Source organism: Streptomyces sp. NPDC003697, from assembly GCF_053587115.1.
In genome coordinates, this window is the sequence record NZ_JBSFNN010000103.1 from 1 (window position 1) to 19808 (window position 19808).

The window sequence follows — 19808 nt, forward strand, 5'->3', positions numbered from 1 at the left end:
GCCGAGGACTGGCACCAGGAGATCCTCCGCAAGTGGCGGGCCGCGGGCGCCTGTGCGGGGTGCCGGGCCACAGCCCTGACGGGGGGTGTCCTCCGCGCCGCGGAGGGACCGGGCGGTCAGCCGCGGGCGCCGCCCAGGTGGTGCACCCGGACCATGTTGGTGGTGCCGGGCACGCCGGGGGGCGAACCGGCGGTCATGACCACCGTGTCGCCGGCGTTGAAGCGCTTCAGCTTGATGAGTTCCTGGTCGACCAGGTCGACCATCTCGTCGGTGCTGTGGACGAACGGCACGACGTGCGGCTCCACGCCCCAGCTCAGCGTCAGCTGGTTGCGGGTGGACTCGTCCGTGGTGAACGCCAGGATCGGCTGGGCCGCGCGGTAGCGGGACAGCCGGCGGGCGGTGTCACCGGACTGGGTGAAGGCCACCAGGCCCCGGGCGCCCAGGAAGTCGGCGATCTCGGCCGCGGCACGGGCGACCGCACCGCCCTGCGTGCGCGGCTTCTTGCCGGGCACGAGCGGCTGCAGGCCCTTGGAGAGCAGCTCCTCCTCGGCCGCCTGGACGATCTTCGACATCGTCTTGACGGTCTCGATCGGGTACGCGCCCACGCTCGACTCCGCCGACAGCATGACCGCGTCGGCGCCGTCCAGGATCGCATTGGCCACGTCGGAGGCCTCGGCGCGGGTCGGGCGGGAATTGGTGATCATCGACTCCATCATCTGGGTCGCCACGATCACCGGCTTGGCGTTGCGCCGGCACAGCTCGATCAGGCGCTTCTGCACCATGGGGACCTTCTCGAGCGGGTACTCCACGGCCAGGTCGCCGCGGGCGACCATCACGCCGTCGAACGCCATCACGACGTCCTGCATGTTCTCCACCGCCTGTGGCTTCTCCACCTTGGCGATGACGGGGACGCGGCGGCCCTCCTCGTCCATGACGCGGTGCACGTCGGCGACGTCCTTGGCGTCGCGGACGAAGGACAGGGCGACCATGTCGCAGCCCATGCGCAGCGCGAAGCGGAGGTCGTCGACGTCCTTCTCGGACAGCGCCGGGACGTTCACGGCCGTGCCGGGCAGGTTGATGCCCTTGTGGTCGGAGACCACACCGCCCTCGATGACGATCGTCTTGACCCGCGAGCCCTCGACGTCGACGACCTTCAACTCGACGTTGCCGTCGTTGATGAGGATCTGGTCGCCGCGTGAGACGTCGCCCGGCAGCCCCTTGTACGTCGTGCCGCAGATGTGCTTGTCGCCCGGGACGTCCTCGGTGGTGATGGTGAACTCGTCACCCCGCTCCAGCTCCACCGGGCCCTCGGCGAAGGTCTCCAGACGGATCTTCGGCCCCTGCAGGTCGGCGAGGACACCGACGGCCCGGCCGGTCTCCTTGGCGGCGGTGCGGACGCGGTGGTAGCGGCCCTGGTGCTCGGCGTGGGTGCCGTGGCTGAAGTTGAAGCGGGCCACGTTCATGCCGGCCTCGATCAGGGCGACGAGCATCTCGTGGGAGTCGACCGCGGGGCCGAGAGTACAGACGATTTTCGAACGGCGCATGGAGCGATCCTATCGGTTTGTTTCGCTACGGAATATTCGATCTGGCGGAATCTACAAATGGGCGGGTTCGTGCTCAGGCGAGTGCCGTCGAATTCCTCGGGCGATCTCAGTCGTCCTTTCCGACCAGTGCGTAGGTCTGCGTGGCGATCTCCATTTCCTCGTCCGTGGGTACCACGGCCACCGCGGTCCGTGCGCCGTCGGGCGAGATGAGCCGCGCACGGTCCGCGCGCACGGCGTTGCGCTCCGGGTCGACCGCCAGGCTCAGCCCCTCCAGGCCCGCGACGGCGGCCTCGCGCACCCGGGCCGCGTTCTCGCCGACCCCGGCGGTGAAGGCGACCGCGTCCACCGTGCCGAGTACCGCACAGTAGGCGCCGATGTACTTCTTCAGCCGGTGAATGTAGATGTCGAAGGCGAGCGCGGCCTGCCGGTCGCCCTCGTCGATCCGGCGCTGGATCTCCCGCATGTCGTTGTCGCCGCACAGGCCGAACAGGCCGCTCCTCTTGTTCAGGAGAGTGTCGACCTCGTCCATGGACATTCCGCCGACACGCTGCAGATGGAAGACGACGGCCGGGTCGACGTCGCCCGATCGCGTACCCATCACCAGCCCCTCCAGGGGCGTCAGCCCCATCGAGGTGTCCACGCACTTCCCGCCCCTGACCGCCGAGGCCGACGCCCCGTTGCCCAGGTGCAGCACGATGACGTTGACGTCCTCGGGCACCCTGCCGAGCAGCCGCGCGGTCGTCCGGGAGACGTAGGCGTGCGACGTCCCGTGGAAGCCGTACCGCCGCACCCGGTACCGGTCCGCGATCCGCGCGTCGATCGCGTACCGCGCGGCGGCCTCCGGCATCGTCGTGTGGAAGGCCGTGTCGAAGACGGCGACCTGCGGCAGGTCCGGGCGCAGCGCCATCGCCGTGCGGATACCGACGAGGTTCGCGGGGTTGTGCAGCGGCGCGACCGGGATCAGCCGCTCGATCTCGGTGAGCACGGCGTCGTCGACGACGGTCGGCTCGGTGAAGAACATGCCACCGTGCACCACCCGGTGCCCGATCGCGGCCAGCTCCGGCGAGTCCAGGCCGGCACCGTCCTTGGCGAGCTCCTCGGAGACGGCCTTGAGAGCGGCGTCGTGGTCGGCGACGGGCCCGTTGAACTCACGGGTGGCGCCCGTGCCCACGCAGGTGTGGACGACCCGGGAGGTCTGCTCGCCGATGCGCTCGACCAGGCCGACGGCGAGCCGGGTCGCGTCGCGCATGTCGAGCAGCTGGTATTTCAGCGACGACGAGCCGGAGTTCAGGACGAGGACACGGGTCGCGCTCACGGTCTTCAACGGCTTTCTCCGGTACGTCAGGTGGCGGGCGTCTGGGCCTGGATCGCCGTGATGGCGACGGTGTTGACGATGTCCTGCACGAGGGCGCCGCGGGACAGGTCGTTGACCGGCTTGCGCAGGCCCTGCAGGACCGGCCCGACGGCGATCGCGCCGGCCGAGCGCTGTACGGCCTTGTAGGTGTTGTTGCCGGTGTTCAGGTCGGGGAAGATCAGCACGGTGGCCTGCCCGGCCACCTCGGAACCGGGCAGCTTGGTGGCGGCGACGGACGGCGCCACGGCCGCGTCGTACTGGATCGGCCCCTCGATCTTCAGGTCGGGCCGCCGCAGGCGCACCAGCTCGGTGGCCTCGCGCACCTTGTCGACGTCGGCGCCCGATCCGGACGTACCGGTGGAGTACGACAGCATGGCGATCCGCGGCTCGACGCCGAACCGGGCGGCGGTCGCGGCCGACTGGACGGCGATGTCGGCGAGCTGCCCGGCGTCCGGGTCGGGGTTGACCGCGCAGTCGCCGTAGACGAGCACCCGGTCGGCCAGGCACATGAAGAACACCGACGACACGATCGGCGCTCCCCCCGGCGCCCCGCCCCGGCGGGCGTCTGCGGGCCCGGCCTTGATGATCTCGAACGCGGGCCGGATCGTCGCCGCCGTGGAGTGCACCGACCCCGACACCATGCCGTCCGCGAGGCCCTGCTCGACCATGAGCGTCCCGAAGTAGTTGACGTCCGAGACGACGTCGTGGGCCAGTTCCACCGTGACGCCCTTGTGGGCGCGCAGCGCGGTGTACCGCTCGGCGAAGGAGTCGCGCAGCTCGGAGACGGCCGGGTCGATCAGCCGGCACCCGGTGAGGTCGATGCCGAGGTCGGCGGCCTTCTTGCGGATGGTGTCCACCGGGCCGAGCAGCGTCAGGTCGCACACGTCCCGGCGCAGCAGCACCTCGGCCGCGTGCAGCACGCGCTCCTCGGTCCCCTCCGGCAGCACCACCCGCCGCCGGGCGGAGCGGGCCTGCTCCAGCAGCTTGTGCTCGAACATCATCGGCGTGACCCGGTCGCTGCTCGGCGTGGAGACGCGCCGGCCGAGGTCGGCGGTCTCGACGTACCGCTCGAACAGCCCGAGGGCGATCTCGGCCTTGCGCGGGGTGGCCGCGCTCAGCTTGCCCTCCAGCGCGAAGAGCTGCTCGGCGGTGGGGAAGCTGTTGCCGGGCACGGAGACCACGGGCGTGCCCGGGGCGAGGCGGGCGGCGAGGGTGAGGATCTCCTCGCGGGGCACCTCGCCCAGGGTGAGCAGCACGCCGGCGATGGGCGGGGTGCCTGCGCTGTGCGCGGCGAGCGAGCCGACGACCAGGTCGGCGCGGTCGCCCGGCGTGACGACCAGGCAGCCGGGCGTCAGGGCACCGAGCAGGTTCGGCAGCATGGCGCCGCCGAAGACGAAGTCGAGCACGTCGCGCGCCAGCCCCGCGCCGTCGCCGAGGACCACGGTGCCGCCGAGGGCCTGGGTGATCTGCGCGACCGTCGGCGCGGACAGCGCGGGGTCGTCGGGCACCACCCAGCAGGGCACCGGCAGCCGGGACGCCAGCCGCTCGGCGATCGTGTCCCGGTCCTCGCCCGCGACCCGGTTGACCACCATGGCGAGGACGTCGCAGCCGAGGCCGTCGTAGGCGCGGAAGGCGTTGTGCGTCTCGGCGCGCACGGACTCCGCGGTCTGCCGGCGCCCGCCCACCACCGGCAGCACGGAGGCGCCGAACTCGTTGGCGAGCCGGGCGTTGAGGGCCAGCTCGTCCGGGAGCTGGGTGCCGGCGAAGTCGGTGCCCAGGACGAGGACGACGTCGTAGTCCCGGGCGACCAGGTGGAAGCGGTCGACGAGGGCGGACACCAGCGCGTCGGTGCCCTGCTCGGCCTGGAGGGCGGACGCCTCCCGGTAGTCCATGCCGTAGACCGTCGCCGGCGCCTGCGCGAGGCGGTAGCGGGCGCGCAGCAGGTCGAAGAGCCGGTCCGGCCCGTCGTGGACGAGGGGACGGAAGACGCCCACCCGGTCGACCTGCCGGGTCAGCAGCTCCATGACCCCCAGCTCGACGACCTGGCGGCCGTCGCCGCGTTCGATACCGGTCACGTACACGCTGCGGGTCACGCGCGCTCTCCGTTTCGTCGGGGACTTCTTCCCCGTCGGGTCTCGTCGGGGGCCGGTGGGGGACCGGTGGGGTGCCGGGAGCTTCCGGGCGGGTTCGACTCCCCCCTGCCCGCGGGGCGGGGTACAAAAAGGCGCCCACCGAGGTGAGCGGAACCCCCTTGACAGTATCGCCGACGGTGGGTACAGCGCCTACGGCCATCCGCGGGGGCGCGGCGCGCGGCCGGGAAACGGGGCATGGGGTGGCGGACTCGGGGCGGCGGCGCCTCGGCGGGCGCGGTGGCGGGGAGGCGTGGCTGAGGGAGGCCGCGTCCGTCCGGGCGACGTGAAACAATCGGGACTGGCTCACCGGCGTCCACAGCGAGCAGGAGACACAGCACGATGCGTATCGGAGTTCTCACGGCAGGCGGAGACTGCCCGGGACTGAACGCGGTGATCCGATCGGTCGTGCACCGAGCGGTCACGACCTACGGCGACGAGGTCATCGGCTTTGAAGACGGGTACGCGGGCCTGCTCGACGGCCGCTATCGCAGCCTCGACCTCGACGCGGTCAGCGGCATCCTCGCCCGCGGCGGCACCATACTCGGCTCCTCCCGCCTGGAGCGCGACCGGCTGCGCGAGGCCTGTGAGAACGCCTCCGACATGATCCGCGACTTCGGCATCGACGCCCTGATCCCGATCGGCGGCGAGGGCACCCTGACGGCGGCGCGGATGCTGTCCGACGCCGGGCTGCCGGTGGTCGGCGTGCCCAAGACGATCGACAACGACATCTCCTCCACGGACCGCACGTTCGGGTTCGACACCGCGGTGGGGGTGGCCACGGAGGCCATGGACCGCCTGAAGACGACGGCCGAGTCCCACCAGCGGGTCATGGTCGTCGAGGTCATGGGACGCCACGCGGGCTGGATCGCGCTGGAGTCCGGCATGGCGGCCGGCGCCCACGGCATCTGCCTACCCGAGCGCCCGTTCGACCCCGCCGACCTGGTCAAGATGGTCGAGGAGCGCTTCGCCCGGGGCAAGAAGTTCGCCGTGGTCTGCGTGGCCGAGGGCGCCCACCCCGCCGACGGCACCATGGACTACGGCAAGGGCGAGATCGACCAGTACGGCCACGAGCGCTTCCGGGGCATCGGCACGGCACTGGCGTACGAACTGGAGCGGCGCCTGGGCAAGGAGGCCCGCCCGGTCATCCTCGGCCACGTCCAGCGCGGCGGCAGCCCGACCGCGTACGACCGCGTCCTCGCCACGCGCTTCGGCTGGCACGCGGTGGAGGCCGCGCACCAAGGCGGCTTCGGCATGATGACCGCGCTGCGCGGCTCCGAGATCCGGATGGTGCCGCTCGCCGAGGCGGTCACCGCGCTGAAGACGGTGCCCAGGCACCGCATGGACGAGGCGGAGTCCGTCTTCTAGCCAAGGGCTGTCCCCCGCGGTGGATCGGCGCGCGGCGTCGGATGCGGTGCATCGCGAGGCGGAGGGTCGTCCTCGTACCGGGCGTCTTCGGGCTGGGCGTCTTCGGGTGATCCGACAACGCGGCGAGGTGCCGTAGCCGTCGTCGTGCGCCCGCCGGGGATCGCGGGACAGCCCTTGGGTCCTGTCGTCAAAATCACGGGGCAGACGCGAGTTCCACTACAGGTGTAGCCCCCCGGCGTGACCGGGGGCTACGGCCTGCGGACCCACCGGTACTGCAGCTCGGGCCGGCCGACCGTCCCGTACTGGGGGCTGCGCGCCGCCCGGCCCGCGCCCACCAGGTGCTCCAGATAGCGTCGCGCCGTGATCCGTGAGATGCCGACCGCCTCGGCGACGCCGGTCGCCGTCATGCCGTCCGGGCAGTTCCGCAGCGTCACGGTCACCCGTTCCAGAGTCGGCGCGCTCAGCCCCTTCGGCAGCGCGGCCGGCGACGGCGCCCGCAGCGCCGCCAGCGCCCGGTCGACCTCGTCCTGCCCGCTGGCCTCGCCGACCGCCGCCCGGAACTCGGCGTACCGGACCAGCCGGTCCCGCAGCGTGGCGAAGGTGAACGGCTTCAGCACGTACTGGACGACGCCCAGCGACACGCCCTCCCGCACGACCGCCAGGTCACGCGCGGACGTCACCGCGATGACGTCCGCGTGATGGCCGGCGGCCCGCAGCGAGCGGGCCAGCTGCAGGCCGTGCACGTCCGGCAGGTGCAGGTCGAGCAGCAGCAGGTCCACCGGCATGCGCTCCAGCATGCGGCGCGCCTCGCCGCCGCTGTGCGCCTTGCCGACCGCGGTGAAGCCCGGCACCCGGCCTACGTACAGCACGTGCGCGTCCGCCGCCACCGGATCGTCCTCCACCACCAGGACCCGGATGGGCTGAGCCCCGGTCATGCCACGCCTCCGGACACCGCGGCCCCGGGCTCGGACCGGCCTTCCGTTCCGCTCCCCAGCGGCAGCCGCGCCTCGAACACCGCTCCGCCTCCCTCGGCCTCCGCCACCGTCAACGTCCCCCCGTGCCGGTGCACGGCCTGGCGGGCGAGGGCCAGGCCCAGCCCGCGCCCGCCGGGCCCGGCGGGCTTGGTGGAGAAGCCGCGCTGGAAGACCAGCTCGGCGTGGGCGGGGTCCAGGCCCGCCCCCGTGTCCGCCACCCGCAGCAGCAGGTCCGGGCCCTCGGTACGGGCCGTCACCGTCACCCGGGCGGGCACGCCGCCCTGGGCCGCGTCCACGGCGTTGTCGACGAGGTTGCCGAGGATCGTGACCAGGTCCCGGGCCGGCAGGGTCGGCGGCAGCAGCCCGTCGTCCAGGCCGCTGTCCTGCGACACCACCAGCTCGACCCCCCGCTCGTTGGCCTGGGCCGTCTTGCCGAGCAGCAGCGCGGCGAGCACCGGCTCGCTCACCGCCGCGACCACCTGGTCGGTGAGCGCCTGGGCCAGCTCCAGCTCCGCCGTCGCGAACTCCACCGCCTCCTCCGCACGGCCCAGCTCGACCAGGGACACCACCGTGTGCAGCCGGTTGGCCGCCTCGTGGGCCTGCGAGCGCAGCGCCTGCGTGAAGCCGCGTTCGGAGTCCAGCTCACCCATCAGGGCCTGCAGCTCGGTGACGTCCCGCAGGGTCACCACGGTGCCCCGGCGCTCACCGCCCGAGACGGGGGAGGTGTTCACCATCAGCACCCGGGACGCCGTGAGATGCACCTCGTCCACCCGCGGCTCGGACGCCAGCAGGGCGCCCGTGAGCGGTGCCGGCAGGCCGAGGCCGACCACCGGCCTGCCCACCACGGACTCCTCGCGGGACACCCCCAGCAGCTCCCGCCCGCCGTCGTTGATGAGCGCCACCCTGTACCCGGCGTCCAGCATCAGCAGGCCCTCGCGCACGGCGTGCAGGGCGGCCTGATGGTAGTCGTGCATGCGGCTCAGCTCGGCCGCGTTCATGCCGTGCGTGTGGCGGCGGAGCCGGGCGTTGATGACGTAGGTGCCCACCGCGCCGAGCACGAGGACTCCGGCGGCGACCCGCAGCAGGGTGCTGACCTGCGCCTCGATGCGCCGGCTGATCGCCTCCACCTTGATGCCGGCGCTGACGAGGCCGATCACGCGGCCGTTCTCCGTGACGGGTGTGACGGCGCGGACGGACGGGCCGAGGGTGCCGGTGTAGGTCTCGGTGAACGACCGGCCCCGCTGCGCGGCGGAGATGTTGCCGAGGAAGGGCCTGCCGATCTCGTTGCGGTCCGGGTGGGTCCAGCGGATGCCCCGCGGAGTCATGATCGTGACGAAGTCGACGCCGGTGTCCCGCTGGATCAGGAGGGCGTACGGCTGCAGGTCCGCGGTGGGGTCGGAGGTGTGGATCGCGGCCCGGACCGACGGCGAGTCCGCGACCGAGCGGGCCACGGCCGTGGTCTGGCGGCCGGCCGCCTCCTCGGCCTGGTGGCGGTCGCTGACGTAGGTGAACAGTGCATATCCGGCCATGACGACCGCGAGCAGCACGGCCTGCATGGCGAAGAGCTGGCCTGCCAGGCTGCGAGGTCTCGGAAAGGCGGGTATGCGCATGCCGTCAGTCTGCCTCTCCGCTCTGGCGTGAACTAAATGAACGGAAGGGTGACCGCACTCACAGGTGCGGGAGATAGTCGCCGCATCCCCATATCCCCCGGACGTGAGCCGCACGCCGGTGATGCCGATGACGTCGTCAAGGAGGGCCTCCGTGACCAGCGCAGCCGATACGGCACCTGCCACACCCGCTGCCAGGCGGGACCGCACCCATTACCTGTACATCGCGGTGATCGTCGCGGTCGCCCTCGGTGTCGCCGTCGGTTTCGCCGCGCCGGACTTCGCCAAGGAGCTCAAGCCGATCGGCACGGGCTTCGTGAACCTGATCAAGATGATGATCTCCCCGATCATCTTCTGCACGATCGTGCTGGGCGTCGGGTCGGTGCGCCAGGCCGCGAAGGTCGGCAAGGTCGGCGGGCTCGCGCTGGGCTACTTCGTCACCATGTCGTTCGTCGCCCTGGCCATCGGCCTGGTGATCGGCAACATCGTGCACCCCGGCAGCGGCATGCACCTGACCGAGGCGGTCAAGGGCGTGGGCCACGAGCAGGCGGCCGGCAGCGAGGGCGCGGTCGACTTCGTGCTCGGGATCATCCCGACCACCCTCGTGTCGGCGTTCACCGAGGGCCAGGTCCTCCAGACGCTGCTGGTCGCGCTGCTCGTCGGCTTCGCGCTGCAGGCCATGGGCCGCAAGGGCGAGCCGGTCCTGCGCGGCGTCGAGCACATCCAGCGGCTGGTCTTCCGCGTGCTCGCCATGATCATGTGGGCTGCCCCGGTCGGCGCCTTCGGCGCCATGGCCGCCGTCGTCGGCGAGACCGGGATGGACGCCCTGAAGGCGCTGGGCGCGATCATGCTCGGCTTCTACGTCACCTGCCTGCTGTTCGTGATCGTGGTGCTCGGCGCGATGACCCGCCTGGTGGCCGGGGTCAACATCTTCCAGCTGCTGAAGTACCTGGCCCGCGAGTTCCTGCTGATCCTTTCCACGTCGTCGTCCGAGTCGGCGCTGCCGCGGCTCATCGCCAAGATGGAGCACCTCGGCGTCAGCCGTCCCGTCGTCGGCATCACCGTGCCGACCGGCTACTCGTTCAACCTCGACGGCACGATGATCTACCTGACCATGGCCTCGCTGTTCGTCGCCGACGCCATGGACCAGCCGCTGTCCATCGGCCAGCAGATCACCCTGCTGCTCTTCATGATGATCGCCTCCAAGGGTGCCGCCGGCGTCACCGGTGCCGGTCTGGCCACGCTCGCCGGCGCCCTGCAGTCCCACAAGCCGGCCCTGGTCGACGGCGTCGGGCTCATCGTCGGCATCGACCGTTTCATGAGCGAGGCCCGCGCCCTGACCAACTTCGCGGGCAACGCCGTCGCGACCCTGCTGATCGGCACCTGGACCGGCGAGGTCGACAAGGAGCGGGTCCGGCGGGTGCTCGCCGGTGAGCTGCCCTTCGACGAGCGGACGCTGCTCGACGACGGGGCCGACAGCGCCCCGGCGGACCAGCCGGAGCAGCGTGAGGGCGGCGAGAAGGAACTGGCCAAGGCCTGAGCCTTCCGCCCTCCTGGGCCCGGGCCGCCCGCCGCACCCGGCGCCCGGCCGTCCGGCCCCGCACGGTCCGGCCACGGTGCCGCACCGGTACCGCCCCCGCCGGGCCCGAAGAACGGCGAGCGGCCGAGCCCTTCCCCGTGGGCCCGGCCGCTCGGCGTTGTCTTCGGATCTCCCGGCGGTCCTTCCGCCGGCGGAGGGGGCGGCCGGGCCTCAGGCGCCGATGCGGGTCACGAGCTCCATGGCCCGCGCGGCCGGCACGCCGGCCGCCGTCAGCAGCGTGACCGCCGCCGAGGGACCCGCCTCCCCGGGCTCCAGCAGGCCGTCGTTCACGGCCTCCATCAGCGCGAACAGCATCTGCTCGTGCACGAACGCCAGGGCCGCCGCGGGCAGCGGGGAGCCGAAGAGGCCCTGGTCGAGCCCGCGCTGCAACAGCCGCACGGCCTCCTCGCGGACCGGCGCCAGCCGCTCCCGGATGCCCCGGGTGGTGACCGTGCGCTGGGCGAGCGCGACCAGCAGCCGGTAGCGGTCGGCGATCTCCCAGACCGCCAGCACCGAGCGTGCCACGGCCTCCGTCGGGTCCGCGACGCCCGCGCGGCCCGCGGCGTGCGCGCCCGCCAGCGCCCGTACCGCGTCGTCGACGAGCGTGCTGATCAGTGCCTCACGGCTCGGGAAGTGCCCGTACACCGTCCGCCGGACGACACCGGCGGCGCGCGCGATCTGGTCCATGGACGCGTCCGGGTCGCGCAGCAGCTCGGTGAGGGCCACGTCGAGGATGCGGCGGCGGTTCGCGTCGGCGCGAGAGGTGTTGCCGGTGGTCATGGCAGCCATTCTGCACGTCCCGCCGTCCGGCCTCCGGCACCTGCGCAAGGGCTTCACCTCCCTCATGAGCACACCGCTGTCCCCGTGCCCGTGCCCTGTGCCGACGCCGTCCCGCGCGCCTTTCCCGAGCCGGGAGCCGGGGCCGGGGCCGGCGGCGGTGGTGCCGTGACGAACGACGCGTCCCCGGCTCCCTCCGCTCCGCGGCCCTTGCCCTGACGTCGGCGTCAAGCCGTACGTTCGGACCCATGCGCATCGGTGAGCTGGCCGAGCGGGCCGGGACCACGACCCGGACGCTGCGGTACTACGAGTCGCGGGGACTGCTGCCCGCCCGGCGGGACGCCCACGGGCACCGCACGTACGACGAGCGCGACCTGAAGCTGCTGCGGCAGATCAGGACGCTGCGCGACTTCGGGTTCGACCTGGAGGAGACCCGGCCGTTCGTCGAGTGCCTGCGGGCCGGGCACCCCGAGGGGGACAGCTGCCCGGCGTCGCTGGCGGTCTACCGGCGCAAGCTGGACGAACTGGACGCGCTGATCGGCGAGCTGCGGGGGGTGCGGGAGCAGGTCGGCGCACAGCTGGCGCGTGCCGAGGAGGCGCGGCGGGAGCTGGCCGCCGGGGCGCTGGTTCCGGGCGGTCCGGAACCGCTGTGCGACATGGGAGGGCACGAGAGGTGATCAGGGCGACGGATGTGGCCGAGGTGACGGACGCGGACTTCGGGGCGGAGGTGCTGGACTCGGACCTGCCGGTGCTGGTGGAGTTCACCGCCGACTGGTGTCCGCCCTGCCGGCAGATGGGGCCGGTGCTGAGCGCACTCGCCCGACAGGAGGCGGGCCGGCTGAAGGTGGTCCAGCTCGACGTGGACACCAACCCGGACACCACGAACGCGTACGGAGTCCTGTCGATGCCGACGTTCATGGTCTTCCGGGACGGTGAGCCCGTGAAGGCGATGGTGGGGGCCCGCCCGCGGAGGCGGCTGCTGGAAGAACTGTCCGACGTGCTGTGACGTCACCCGAAACACAGAAATCCCCCGGGCGAATTGCGCCCGGGGGATTTCTTTCCGTATATTCGGTGGTTCGCGACCTCAATTGGCGGAAGTCGCAGAAAAGCTCAGTGAGCACAGTGTATCCGGGCGGGAGCGGAATTGTCAAACACCGAATTCTCAGACCGTGAATTGCGGCAGGAACAGGAATTCGTCGACGGGCTGTACGCGCGCGTGGACGCACTGCGCGGCGACACCGAGGCCTCGGTCACGGACGCGCTGGCGCAGGGCCACACCCCCAGCCAGGCCCGGCTGGAGCGGGACATCCTCGTCGCCGAGCGCTCGGGGCTGCTCGCCGCGCTCAACGCCGTGGACGGCTCTCTCTGCTTCGGCCGGATCGACCTCGCCGACGGCTCCTGCCACCACATCGGGCGTATCGGACTGCGCGCCGACGACCCCGACCGCACGCCCGTCCTGATCGACTGGCGCGCCGACGTCGCCCGCCCGTTCTACCTGGCCACCGGGCACACGCCGATGGGCCTGCGCAGGCGCCGGCACCTCACCACCGAGGGCCGCCGGGTCACGGCCCTGCACGACGAGATCCTCGACCTCGGCGACACCACCCGGACCGGCCACGAGGACCCGACCGGCGACGCGGTGCTGCTCGCCGCGCTCAACTCCGCGCGCACCGGCCGCATGGGCGACATCGTGCGGACCATCCAGGCCGACCAGGACCGCATCATCCGCGCCCCGCACCGCGGGGTGCTGGTGGTGGAGGGCGGCCCCGGCACCGGCAAGACGGCCGTCGCCCTGCACCGGGCGGCCTACCTGCTCTACGAGCACCGGGAACTGCTCGCCCGGCGCGCCGTCCTGATCGTCGGCCCCAACCCGGCCTTCCTCGGCTACATCGGCGAGGTGCTGCCCTCCCTCGGGGAGACCGGGGTCCTGCTCGCCACCGTCGGGGAGCTGTATCCCGGCGTGCGGGCCACGGCGGCCGACAGCCCGGAGGCGGCCGTCGTGAAGGGCCGCGCCGAGATGGCCGACGTGCTGGCCGCCGCCGTCCGCGACCGTCAGGCGCTGCCCGACCCGGTGATCACGATCGAGCACGACCGGGAGGTCCTGATGCTCGACGACGGCCTGGTCAACGTGGCCCGCGAGCGTACCCGGGCCGCCGGCCTGCCGCACAACGTGGCCCGCGAGCACTTCGAGGGGCACATCCTCAACACGCTGACCGACATGGTCGCCGAGCGGATCGGCACCGACCCGTACGACGGCTCCAACCTCCTCGACGCCGGCGACATCACCCAGATCCGCGACGAGCTCGCCGAGAACCCCGAGGTCTGGGCGGCCGTCGACCGGCTGTGGCCGCGGCTCACCCCGCAGCGGCTGGTCGCCGACCTCCTCGCCGAACCCGACGGCCACCTGTCCGAGGCCGACGCGGACGCCGTCCGGCGCCCGGTGACGCGGGCCTGGACCGTGGCGGACGTGCCGCTGCTCGACGAGGCCGCGGAACTGCTCGGCGAGGACGACCGCACGGCCCGGGCCCGCGCCGCCCGCGAACGCGAGGCGCAGGTGTCCTACGCGCAGGGCGTGCTGGACGTCTCCTACGCCTCCCGGACCTTCGAGTTCGAGGACAAGGAGAGCGACGACCCGGAGGCGTCCGAGGTGCTGTCCGCGCACGACGTCATCGACGCCGAGCGGTTCGCCGAGCGGCACGAGGAGGCGGACCACCGCAGCGCCGCCGAGCGCGCGGCCGCCGACCGCACCTGGGCGTTCGGGCACATCATCGTCGACGAGGCGCAGGAACTGTCGCCGATGGCGTGGCGGTTGCTGATGCGGCGCAGCCCGACGCGCTCGATGACGCTGGTCGGCGACCCCGCCCAGACCGCGGGGACGGGGGGAGCGACGGGGGCAGCGCCCACGCGTTCGGCAATGGGGGAGGGCGCCGGCTTCTGGGCCGGCATCCTCGGGCCGTACGTCCAGGACCGCTTCGAGCACACCCGCCTCGGCGTCAACTACCGCACCCCGGCGGAGATCATGGACGTCGCCGCGGCCGTCGTCCGGGCGGAGGACCCCGCCTTCCGGCCGCCGAGCTCGGTGCGCTCGACGGGCGTGCGGCCCTGGGCGCGCGCCGCCGGCGACCTGCCCGCCGCCGTGGCGGACGCGGTCCGGGAGCTTGCCCCCTCCGCCGGCGCGCCGGAGCACGGCGGCGCCCCCGCGGGACGGGTCGCGGTGATCGCCCCGCGCGAGCTGCACCGCGGGCTGGCGGCCCGGCTGGACGGAGTGACGGCCGGGGCGGAGCCCGACCTGACCCGGTCGGTCGTCCTGCTGGACCCGCGCCAGGCCAAGGGCCTGGAGTTCGACTCCGTCCTGGTGGTGGAGCCGGGACGGTACGGGACCAGCGACCTGTACGTGGCGCTGACCCGCGCGACACAGCGGCTCGGGGTGCTGCACACCGAGCCGCTGCCGCGGGCGCTGGCCGAGGCGCTGGCGGAGCCGCCGGCGCGGTGAGGGGCCGCCGCCCGGGGACCGCGCGCGACGCCTCCCCCGGGCGGAACGGCCCGGACGGCACCACTGTCCGGGCCGAGATCCCCTCCGGACCGGACGGCCGCCGTCCGGGGGCGGGGCCGCCGGTCAGGTCACGCCGGGCGCAGCCACACCGTCGCCAGGGGCGGCAGGGTCAGCCGGATGCTGGCCGGGCGGCCGTGCCGGCCCTGCGGCTCCGGCTTGACCGGATGCGGGTGCACCACGTCGCTGCCGCCGTAGCGGGCCGCGTCGGTGTTGAGGACCTCCAGCCAGGCCGGGACGTCGTCGGGGACGCCGATCCGGTAGTCGGGCCGGACCACCGGGGCGAAGTGGCTCACCGCCAGCAGCGGTGTGCCGTCGGCGTCGTAGCGCAGGAAGGCGAGCACGTTGTCGTCCGCCGCGTCCCCCGCGATCCACTGGAAGCCGTCGGGGTGGACGTCCCGCTGCCACAGCGCGGGCGTGGCGCCGTAGACGGCGTTCATCTCGCGGACCAGGTCCCGTACTCCGCGGTGGTCGGCCTCCGCGCCGTAGCCCGGGTCGAGCAGCCGCCAGTCGGGGCCGCGGGCCTCCGACCACTCCGAGCCCTGGGCGAACTCCTGGCCCATGAACAGCAGTTGCTTGCCGGGGTGGGACCACATGTAGGCCAGATAGGCCCGCAGGTTGGCGCGCTGCTGCCACCAGTCGCCGGGCATCTTCGACACCAGGGAGCCCTTGCCGTGCACCACCTCGTCGTGGGAGATCGGCAGCACGTAGTTCTCGCTGTAGGCGTACACCATGGAGAACGTCAGCTCGTGGTGGTGGTACTTGCGGTACACCGGCTCCTGACTCATGTACTGCAGCGAGTCGTGCATCCAGCCCATGTTCCACTTCAGCCCGAAGCCGAGGCCGCCGAAGCCGCTCGGGCCCTTGTGGTGGGTGGCGCGGGTGACGCCGTCCCAGGCGGTGGACTCCTCCGCGACGGTCACCACGCCGGGGACCCTGCGGTACACGGTCGCGTTCATCTCCTGCAGGAACGCCACCGCGTCCAGGTTCTCCCGGCCGCCGTGCTCGTTCGGCGTCCACTGGCCCGGCTCGCGCGAGTAGTCGAGGTAGAGCATGGAGGCGACGGCGTCCACCCGCAGCCCGTCGATGTGGAACTCCTCGCACCAGTACAGGGCGTTGGCGACCAGGAAGTTGCGCACCTCGCGCCGGCCGTAGTCGAACTCGAGCGTGCCCCAGTCCGGGTGGGCGGCCCGCAGCGGGTCCGCGGGCTCGTACAGGGGACGGCCGTCGAACTCGGCCAGCGCCCACTCGTCACGCGGGAAGTGGGCGGGTACCCAGTCCATGATCACGCCGATGCCGGCCTGGTGCAGGGCGTCGATCAGGTACTTGAAGTCGTCCGGTGTGCCCAGGCGCGCGGTCGGTGCGTAGAAGCCGGTCACCTGGTAGCCCCAGGACCCGCCGAAGGGGTGCTCCGCCACCGGCATCAGCTCCACGTGCGTGAAGCCCATGTCCTTGACGTACGCGGGAAGCTGCTCGGCGAGCTCGCGATAGGTCAGCCCCGGCCGCCAGGACGGCAGGTGCACCTCGTACACCGAGAACGGGGCCTCGTGCGCCGGGATGCGGGCGCGGCGCTCCAGCCACTCCTCGTCCTGCCACTCGTGGTGCGAGGCGTGCACGACGGACGACGTGAGCGGCGGCACCTCGGTGCGGCGGGCCAGCGGGTCGGCGCGCATCGTCTTGGTGCCGTCCGGCCGGGTGATCTCGAACTTGTACAGCTCGCCCTCGCCGATGCCGGGCACGAACAGCTCCCACACGCCGGACGAGCCGAGCGAACGCATCGGGAATCCGGTGCCGTCCCAGAAGTTGAAGGTCCCGGCGACCCGCACGCCCCGCGCGTTCGGTGCCCACACCGCGAAGCGGGTGCCGGTCACGCCCTCCTGGGTCGTCGGGTGGGCGCCGAGTGCCTGCCACAGCTGCTCGTGCCGGCCCTCGCCGATCAGGTACAGGTCCAGCTCGCCGAGCGTGGGCAGGAAGCGGTAGGCGTCCTCGGTCTGCTGCACGGTGTCCTCGTAGGCCACCTCCAGCCGGTAGGCGGGCACCTCCCGCAGCGGCAGCAGCGCCGAGAAGAAGCCGTCCCCGTCGTCGTGCAGCCGGACGCGGTCGTCCCCGGCGACGACCGTGACGGACCGTGCGTACGGCCGGAAGGCCCGGACGGCGATCCCGCCGGGCACCGGGTGCGCGCCCAGCACCGTGTGCGGGTCGTGGTGGGTGCCGTGGAGCAGCCGCTCGCGGTCGGCGGGGTCGACGGCGGGGGAGACGGCCGCGGGGGAGTCGGCCACTTCCGCCGGGACGTCCGCGGCCGTCCCGGACGCGGACGGTGCGGACGCCTCCGGCGCGGGCGTCGCTCCGGGAGGGACGGTTCCGGGCGACGGGGCCGTCGCCGTGCCGGGGGCAGCGGCCGCCGGCTGCGGGGCAGCCGGCTCGGCGGCGGTCGCGGTCACCTTGGCCGGTGCCTTCCTGGCCGGTGCCTTCCTGGCCGGTGCCTTCTTGGCCGCCGTCTTCTTCGTGACGGCCTTCTTGGCGGTCGCCGTCGTCTTCCTGGCGGTCGTCTTCCCGACGGCCGTCGTCTCGACCGCCGGGGTTGTCGCCTCTTGGGCCGCTTGGGCCTGCTGGGCCGCCTCGGCGGCCGGAGCCTGCGCGGGCGCGGCCTTTCCGGCGGCGGCCTCCCCGGTCGCCGCGGCCTTCCTGGCCGCCGACTTCCTGGCCGCGGCCTTCGTCGCCGTCGTGGCGTCCGCCGTCCTGGTGGCCGCCTTCTTCGCCACGGCCTTCTTCGCCGCCGCCGTTTTCGCCGCGCTCTTCTTCGCGGTCGCCTTCTTCGCCGCCGTCTTCCCGGCGGTCGCCTTCTGCGCGGCGCTCTCCACGGCCGCGGTCCTCCCCGCGGCCGAATCCTCGGCCGCCGGCTGCGGCGACACCGCACGCTCCGCCGCCTGCTTCACGCTCCGGGCGGCCTGGACGGCCTTCGACGCGCCCTTCTCCACACTCCTCTCGGCGGTCTTCCTCGCCGTCTTCCGCGCGGCGCCTTTCTTCTGCGCGGCCGCCGGCTGCTCGGTGCTGGGGCTCTCGGCCGTCTTCTTCGGATCCGAACCGCTGGACGGTGGGCGGGGAGTCACGAGCTGAGCCTCCTCGGCGCAGGTCAGGTGAGTGAAAGGGTGGTCAGGTCGGGTCGGAGGCGGCCAGGCGGCGCACCGCCGACAGGGGGACCGGGAGCCAGTCCGGGCGGTTGCGGGCCTCGTAGAGGACCTCGTAGATCGCCTTGTCCGTTTCGTAGGCCCGCAGCAGCACCGGGTCGGTGCGCGGGTCGCGGCCGGAGACCTCGGCGTAGCCGGCGCAGTACGCGGCCCGGCAGGCCGCGGCCCACTGTGCGGCCGGTGCCTCGCCGGCCGAGCGCGCCGCGTAGTCGAAGGACCGCAGCATCCCGGCCACGTCCCGCACCACGGGCTGCGCCATCCGCCGCTCGGCCAGCGGCCTGGCCGGCTCGCCCTCGAAGTCGATCAGCGACCAGTCGCCGGACGCGGACCGCAGGCACTGCCCGAGGTGCAGATCGCCGTGGATGCGCTGCGCCGTCCAGGTCTGCCCCTCGGACGCCAGGTCGCCCAGCGCCGTGAACGCGGAGTGCAGCGCGGGAGCGTACGGCCGCAGCGCCGGCACAGCCTGCGCGGCCGCCTCGAGGCGCTCCGTCATGCCGTTCACCAGGGACCGCATCTGGACGTGGCCCAGTGTCACGGTCGGCAGCGCCCGCGCGAGCGCGGTGTGCACCTCGGCCGTGGCACGGCCGAGCGCCCGGGCCTCGGCGCTGAAGTCCTCCCCCTTGGCCAGTTCGCGCAGCGCCAGTTCCCAGCCGTCCGACGCGCCCTGCACGAAGGGCTGCAGCACGCCGAGCACATAGGACTCACCGGCCACCTCCGCCGTCATCCAGGCGGCCGGCGCGGGCACCCGGGGACAGCCCTCACGGGCCAGCGCCAGCGGCAGCTCCAGGTCGGGATTGTCCCCGGGCACCACCCGGCGCAACAGCTTCAGAATGAACGTATCTCCGTAGACGACCGACGAGTTGGACTGCTCGGCGGTCACCAGACGCGGCACCAGGTCGGAGCGTATGTCCGCCCTCCGGTCGAAGCGCAGCCCGCCGATGCGGGCCCGGCTGCGCAGCGCCTCCAGGATCACCTCGGCGGGCCGGGTGTCGTACAGGGCCTCGTACACCGTGCATCCGGCGAGCGGGCCCTCGTGGACGTGCCCGATCAGCGCGGGCGCCAGCCTCGGCGGCAGCGCCTCGCGCACGCCTATGAGCAGCTGGTAGCAGTCGCCCGGGTGGGAGGGGGCGCCCTGGACGTGGGCGAGCGGCTGGTGCGCGCGGACGAGCAGGTGGTACAGGCCCAGTCTGCCGGTGAGGGCACCGGCCTGCTCGGGCGAGGACGTGCGTGTGGGGACCGGCAGGAGCTCGGTCGCCTCGACCAGCGAGAAGCCCGTCACCGGCCGCCCCTTGCCCGCGAACCACCGCTGGCGCGGCAGCCACTCCCGCAACAGCGGGTCCAGCGACGCGAGAAGGCCCGGGCTGCTGGTGGTGACAGAGCGTGTGACCGCTTCCGACATGGCGTCGCGTCCAATCGCTGGTCGGGTGTGACTGACCGCGTGCCCCGGGCCGGGGCGGGAGAAACCCCGCCCCGGCCCGGCGGGCCGGTGACCTGACCGACACCGCCCGGCCGGGCCCGCGACGGGCCCCGCCCCGCCGCCTGGGCGGAACGGCGGGCAACCCCGGTGCCGGAGGGCCCGTCGGGCCGCCCCGGCCCGGATCGCCGGACAAGCCCCGGTACACCCCTTAGGAGGCGTCCTTGCGGAGCCGGAACCAGTAGAAGCCGTGTCCTGCGAGGGTCAGCAGGTAGGGCAGTTCGCCGATGGCCGGGAAGCGGACCCCGCCGAACAGCTCGACCG

14 protein-coding genes are annotated in these 19808 nt (G+C 73.1%); 5 read left to right on the plus strand and 9 right to left on the minus strand.

Going from position 1 to position 19808, the window contains the following annotated elements; genetic code table 11:
* Positions 1 to 116: 116 nt before the first annotated feature.
* The 3 genes from pyk to pta form a co-directional block, all read right to left on the minus strand.
* On the minus strand, positions 117 to 1544 hold the full coding sequence (pyk, locus tag ACWDNY_RS28035; RefSeq protein WP_451648589.1) for a pyruvate kinase: 1428 nt from the start codon (positions 1542 to 1544) through the stop codon (positions 117 to 119).
* Positions 1545 to 1650: 106 nt separating this feature from the next.
* Positions 1651 to 2859, minus strand: a complete 1209-nt coding sequence (locus ACWDNY_RS28040; RefSeq protein WP_451648590.1) for an acetate kinase — start codon at positions 2857 to 2859, stop codon at positions 1651 to 1653.
* A 26-nt stretch (positions 2860 to 2885) separates the two neighbouring features.
* Entirely contained in the window at positions 2886 to 4991 is a 2106-nt protein-coding gene (gene pta / locus ACWDNY_RS28045) for a phosphate acetyltransferase (RefSeq protein WP_451648591.1), read from the minus strand.
* A 378-nt stretch (positions 4992 to 5369) separates the two neighbouring features.
* Between pta and ACWDNY_RS28050 the strand changes: the two genes are divergently transcribed.
* Complete coding sequence (locus ACWDNY_RS28050; protein WP_451648592.1) at positions 5370 to 6395, plus strand: ATP-dependent 6-phosphofructokinase; 1026 nt, start codon at positions 5370 to 5372, stop codon at positions 6393 to 6395.
* Between the two features lie 248 nt (positions 6396 to 6643).
* On the opposite strand, the gene ACWDNY_RS28055 is transcribed toward ACWDNY_RS28050, so the two are convergent.
* The gene (locus ACWDNY_RS28055; protein ID WP_451648593.1) at positions 6644 to 7330 is read right to left on the minus strand and encodes a response regulator; all 687 of its coding nucleotides are present in this window, start codon (positions 7328 to 7330) and stop codon (positions 6644 to 6646) included.
* Complete coding sequence (locus tag ACWDNY_RS28060; protein WP_451648594.1) at positions 7327 to 8979, minus strand: sensor histidine kinase; 1653 nt, start codon at positions 8977 to 8979, stop codon at positions 7327 to 7329. The genes ACWDNY_RS28055 and ACWDNY_RS28060 overlap by 4 nt, the downstream gene beginning before the upstream one ends.
* Positions 8980 to 9106: 127 nt before the next feature.
* On the opposite strand from ACWDNY_RS28060, the gene ACWDNY_RS28065 reads away from it, so the two are divergent.
* Positions 9107 to 10516 (plus strand): cation:dicarboxylate symporter family transporter, encoded by a 1410-nt coding sequence (locus tag ACWDNY_RS28065; RefSeq protein WP_451648600.1) that lies wholly within the window; start codon positions 9107 to 9109, stop codon positions 10514 to 10516.
* Between the two features lie 210 nt (positions 10517 to 10726).
* On the opposite strand, the gene ACWDNY_RS28070 is transcribed toward ACWDNY_RS28065, so the two are convergent.
* Positions 10727 to 11344, minus strand: a complete 618-nt coding sequence (locus tag ACWDNY_RS28070) for a TetR/AcrR family transcriptional regulator (protein ID WP_451648595.1) — start codon at positions 11342 to 11344, stop codon at positions 10727 to 10729.
* Between the two features lie 236 nt (positions 11345 to 11580).
* Here ACWDNY_RS28070 and ACWDNY_RS28075 point away from each other — a divergent pair, with 236 nt between their 5' ends.
* From ACWDNY_RS28075 to ACWDNY_RS28085, 3 genes are all read left to right on the plus strand, one after another.
* Positions 11581 to 12009: a MerR family transcriptional regulator gene (locus tag ACWDNY_RS28075; RefSeq protein WP_451648596.1), complete on the plus strand. Its 429-nt coding sequence runs from the start codon at positions 11581 to 11583 to the stop codon at positions 12007 to 12009.
* Positions 12006 to 12338, plus strand: a complete 333-nt coding sequence (locus ACWDNY_RS28080; protein WP_451648597.1) for a thioredoxin family protein — start codon at positions 12006 to 12008, stop codon at positions 12336 to 12338. The genes ACWDNY_RS28075 and ACWDNY_RS28080 overlap by 4 nt, the downstream gene beginning before the upstream one ends.
* 168 nt (positions 12339 to 12506) lie before the next feature.
* A complete protein-coding gene (locus tag ACWDNY_RS28085) occupies positions 12507 to 14825 on the plus strand; it encodes a HelD family protein (protein ID WP_451648601.1) in 2319 nt (772 codons plus the stop codon).
* 128 nt (positions 14826 to 14953) lie between these two features.
* Here the strand turns inward: ACWDNY_RS28085 and glgB are convergent, their stop codons facing one another.
* The 3 genes from glgB to ACWDNY_RS28100 form a co-directional block, all read right to left on the minus strand.
* On the minus strand, positions 14954 to 17992 hold the full coding sequence (gene glgB, locus ACWDNY_RS28090) for a 1,4-alpha-glucan branching enzyme (protein ID WP_451648598.1): 3039 nt from the start codon (positions 17990 to 17992) through the stop codon (positions 14954 to 14956).
* Positions 17993 to 18035: 43 nt separating this feature from the next.
* Complete coding sequence (locus ACWDNY_RS28095) at positions 18036 to 19469, minus strand: maltokinase N-terminal cap-like domain-containing protein (protein WP_451648599.1); 1434 nt, start codon at positions 19467 to 19469, stop codon at positions 18036 to 18038.
* A 226-nt stretch (positions 19470 to 19695) separates the two neighbouring features.
* A partial coding sequence (locus ACWDNY_RS28100) for an alpha-glucosidase C-terminal domain-containing protein (RefSeq protein WP_451648602.1) occupies positions 19696 to 19808 on the minus strand: 113 nt, incomplete at its 5' end.

Bases quoted from the DNA above. Each gene is read 5' to 3' on its own strand.
- pyk (WP_451648589.1), bottom strand. From the start codon at position 1,544: ATGCGCCGTTCGAAAATCGTCTGTACTCTCGGCCCCGCGGTCGACTCC.
- ACWDNY_RS28050 (WP_451648592.1), top strand. From the start codon at position 5,370: ATGCGTATCGGAGTTCTCACGGCAGGCGGAGACTGCCCGGGACTGAAC.
- ACWDNY_RS28055 (WP_451648593.1), bottom strand. From the start codon at position 7,330: ATGACCGGGGCTCAGCCCATCCGGGTCCTGGTGGTGGAGGACGATCCG.
- ACWDNY_RS28060 (WP_451648594.1), bottom strand. From the start codon at position 8,979: ATGCGCATACCCGCCTTTCCGAGACCTCGCAGCCTGGCAGGCCAGCTC.
- ACWDNY_RS28065 (WP_451648600.1), top strand. From the start codon at position 9,107: ATGACGTCGTCAAGGAGGGCCTCCGTGACCAGCGCAGCCGATACGGCA.
- ACWDNY_RS28070 (WP_451648595.1), bottom strand. From the start codon at position 11,344: ATGGCTGCCATGACCACCGGCAACACCTCTCGCGCCGACGCGAACCGC.
- ACWDNY_RS28075 (WP_451648596.1), top strand. From the start codon at position 11,581: ATGCGCATCGGTGAGCTGGCCGAGCGGGCCGGGACCACGACCCGGACG.
- ACWDNY_RS28095 (WP_451648599.1), bottom strand. From the start codon at position 19,469: ATGTCGGAAGCGGTCACACGCTCTGTCACCACCAGCAGCCCGGGCCTT.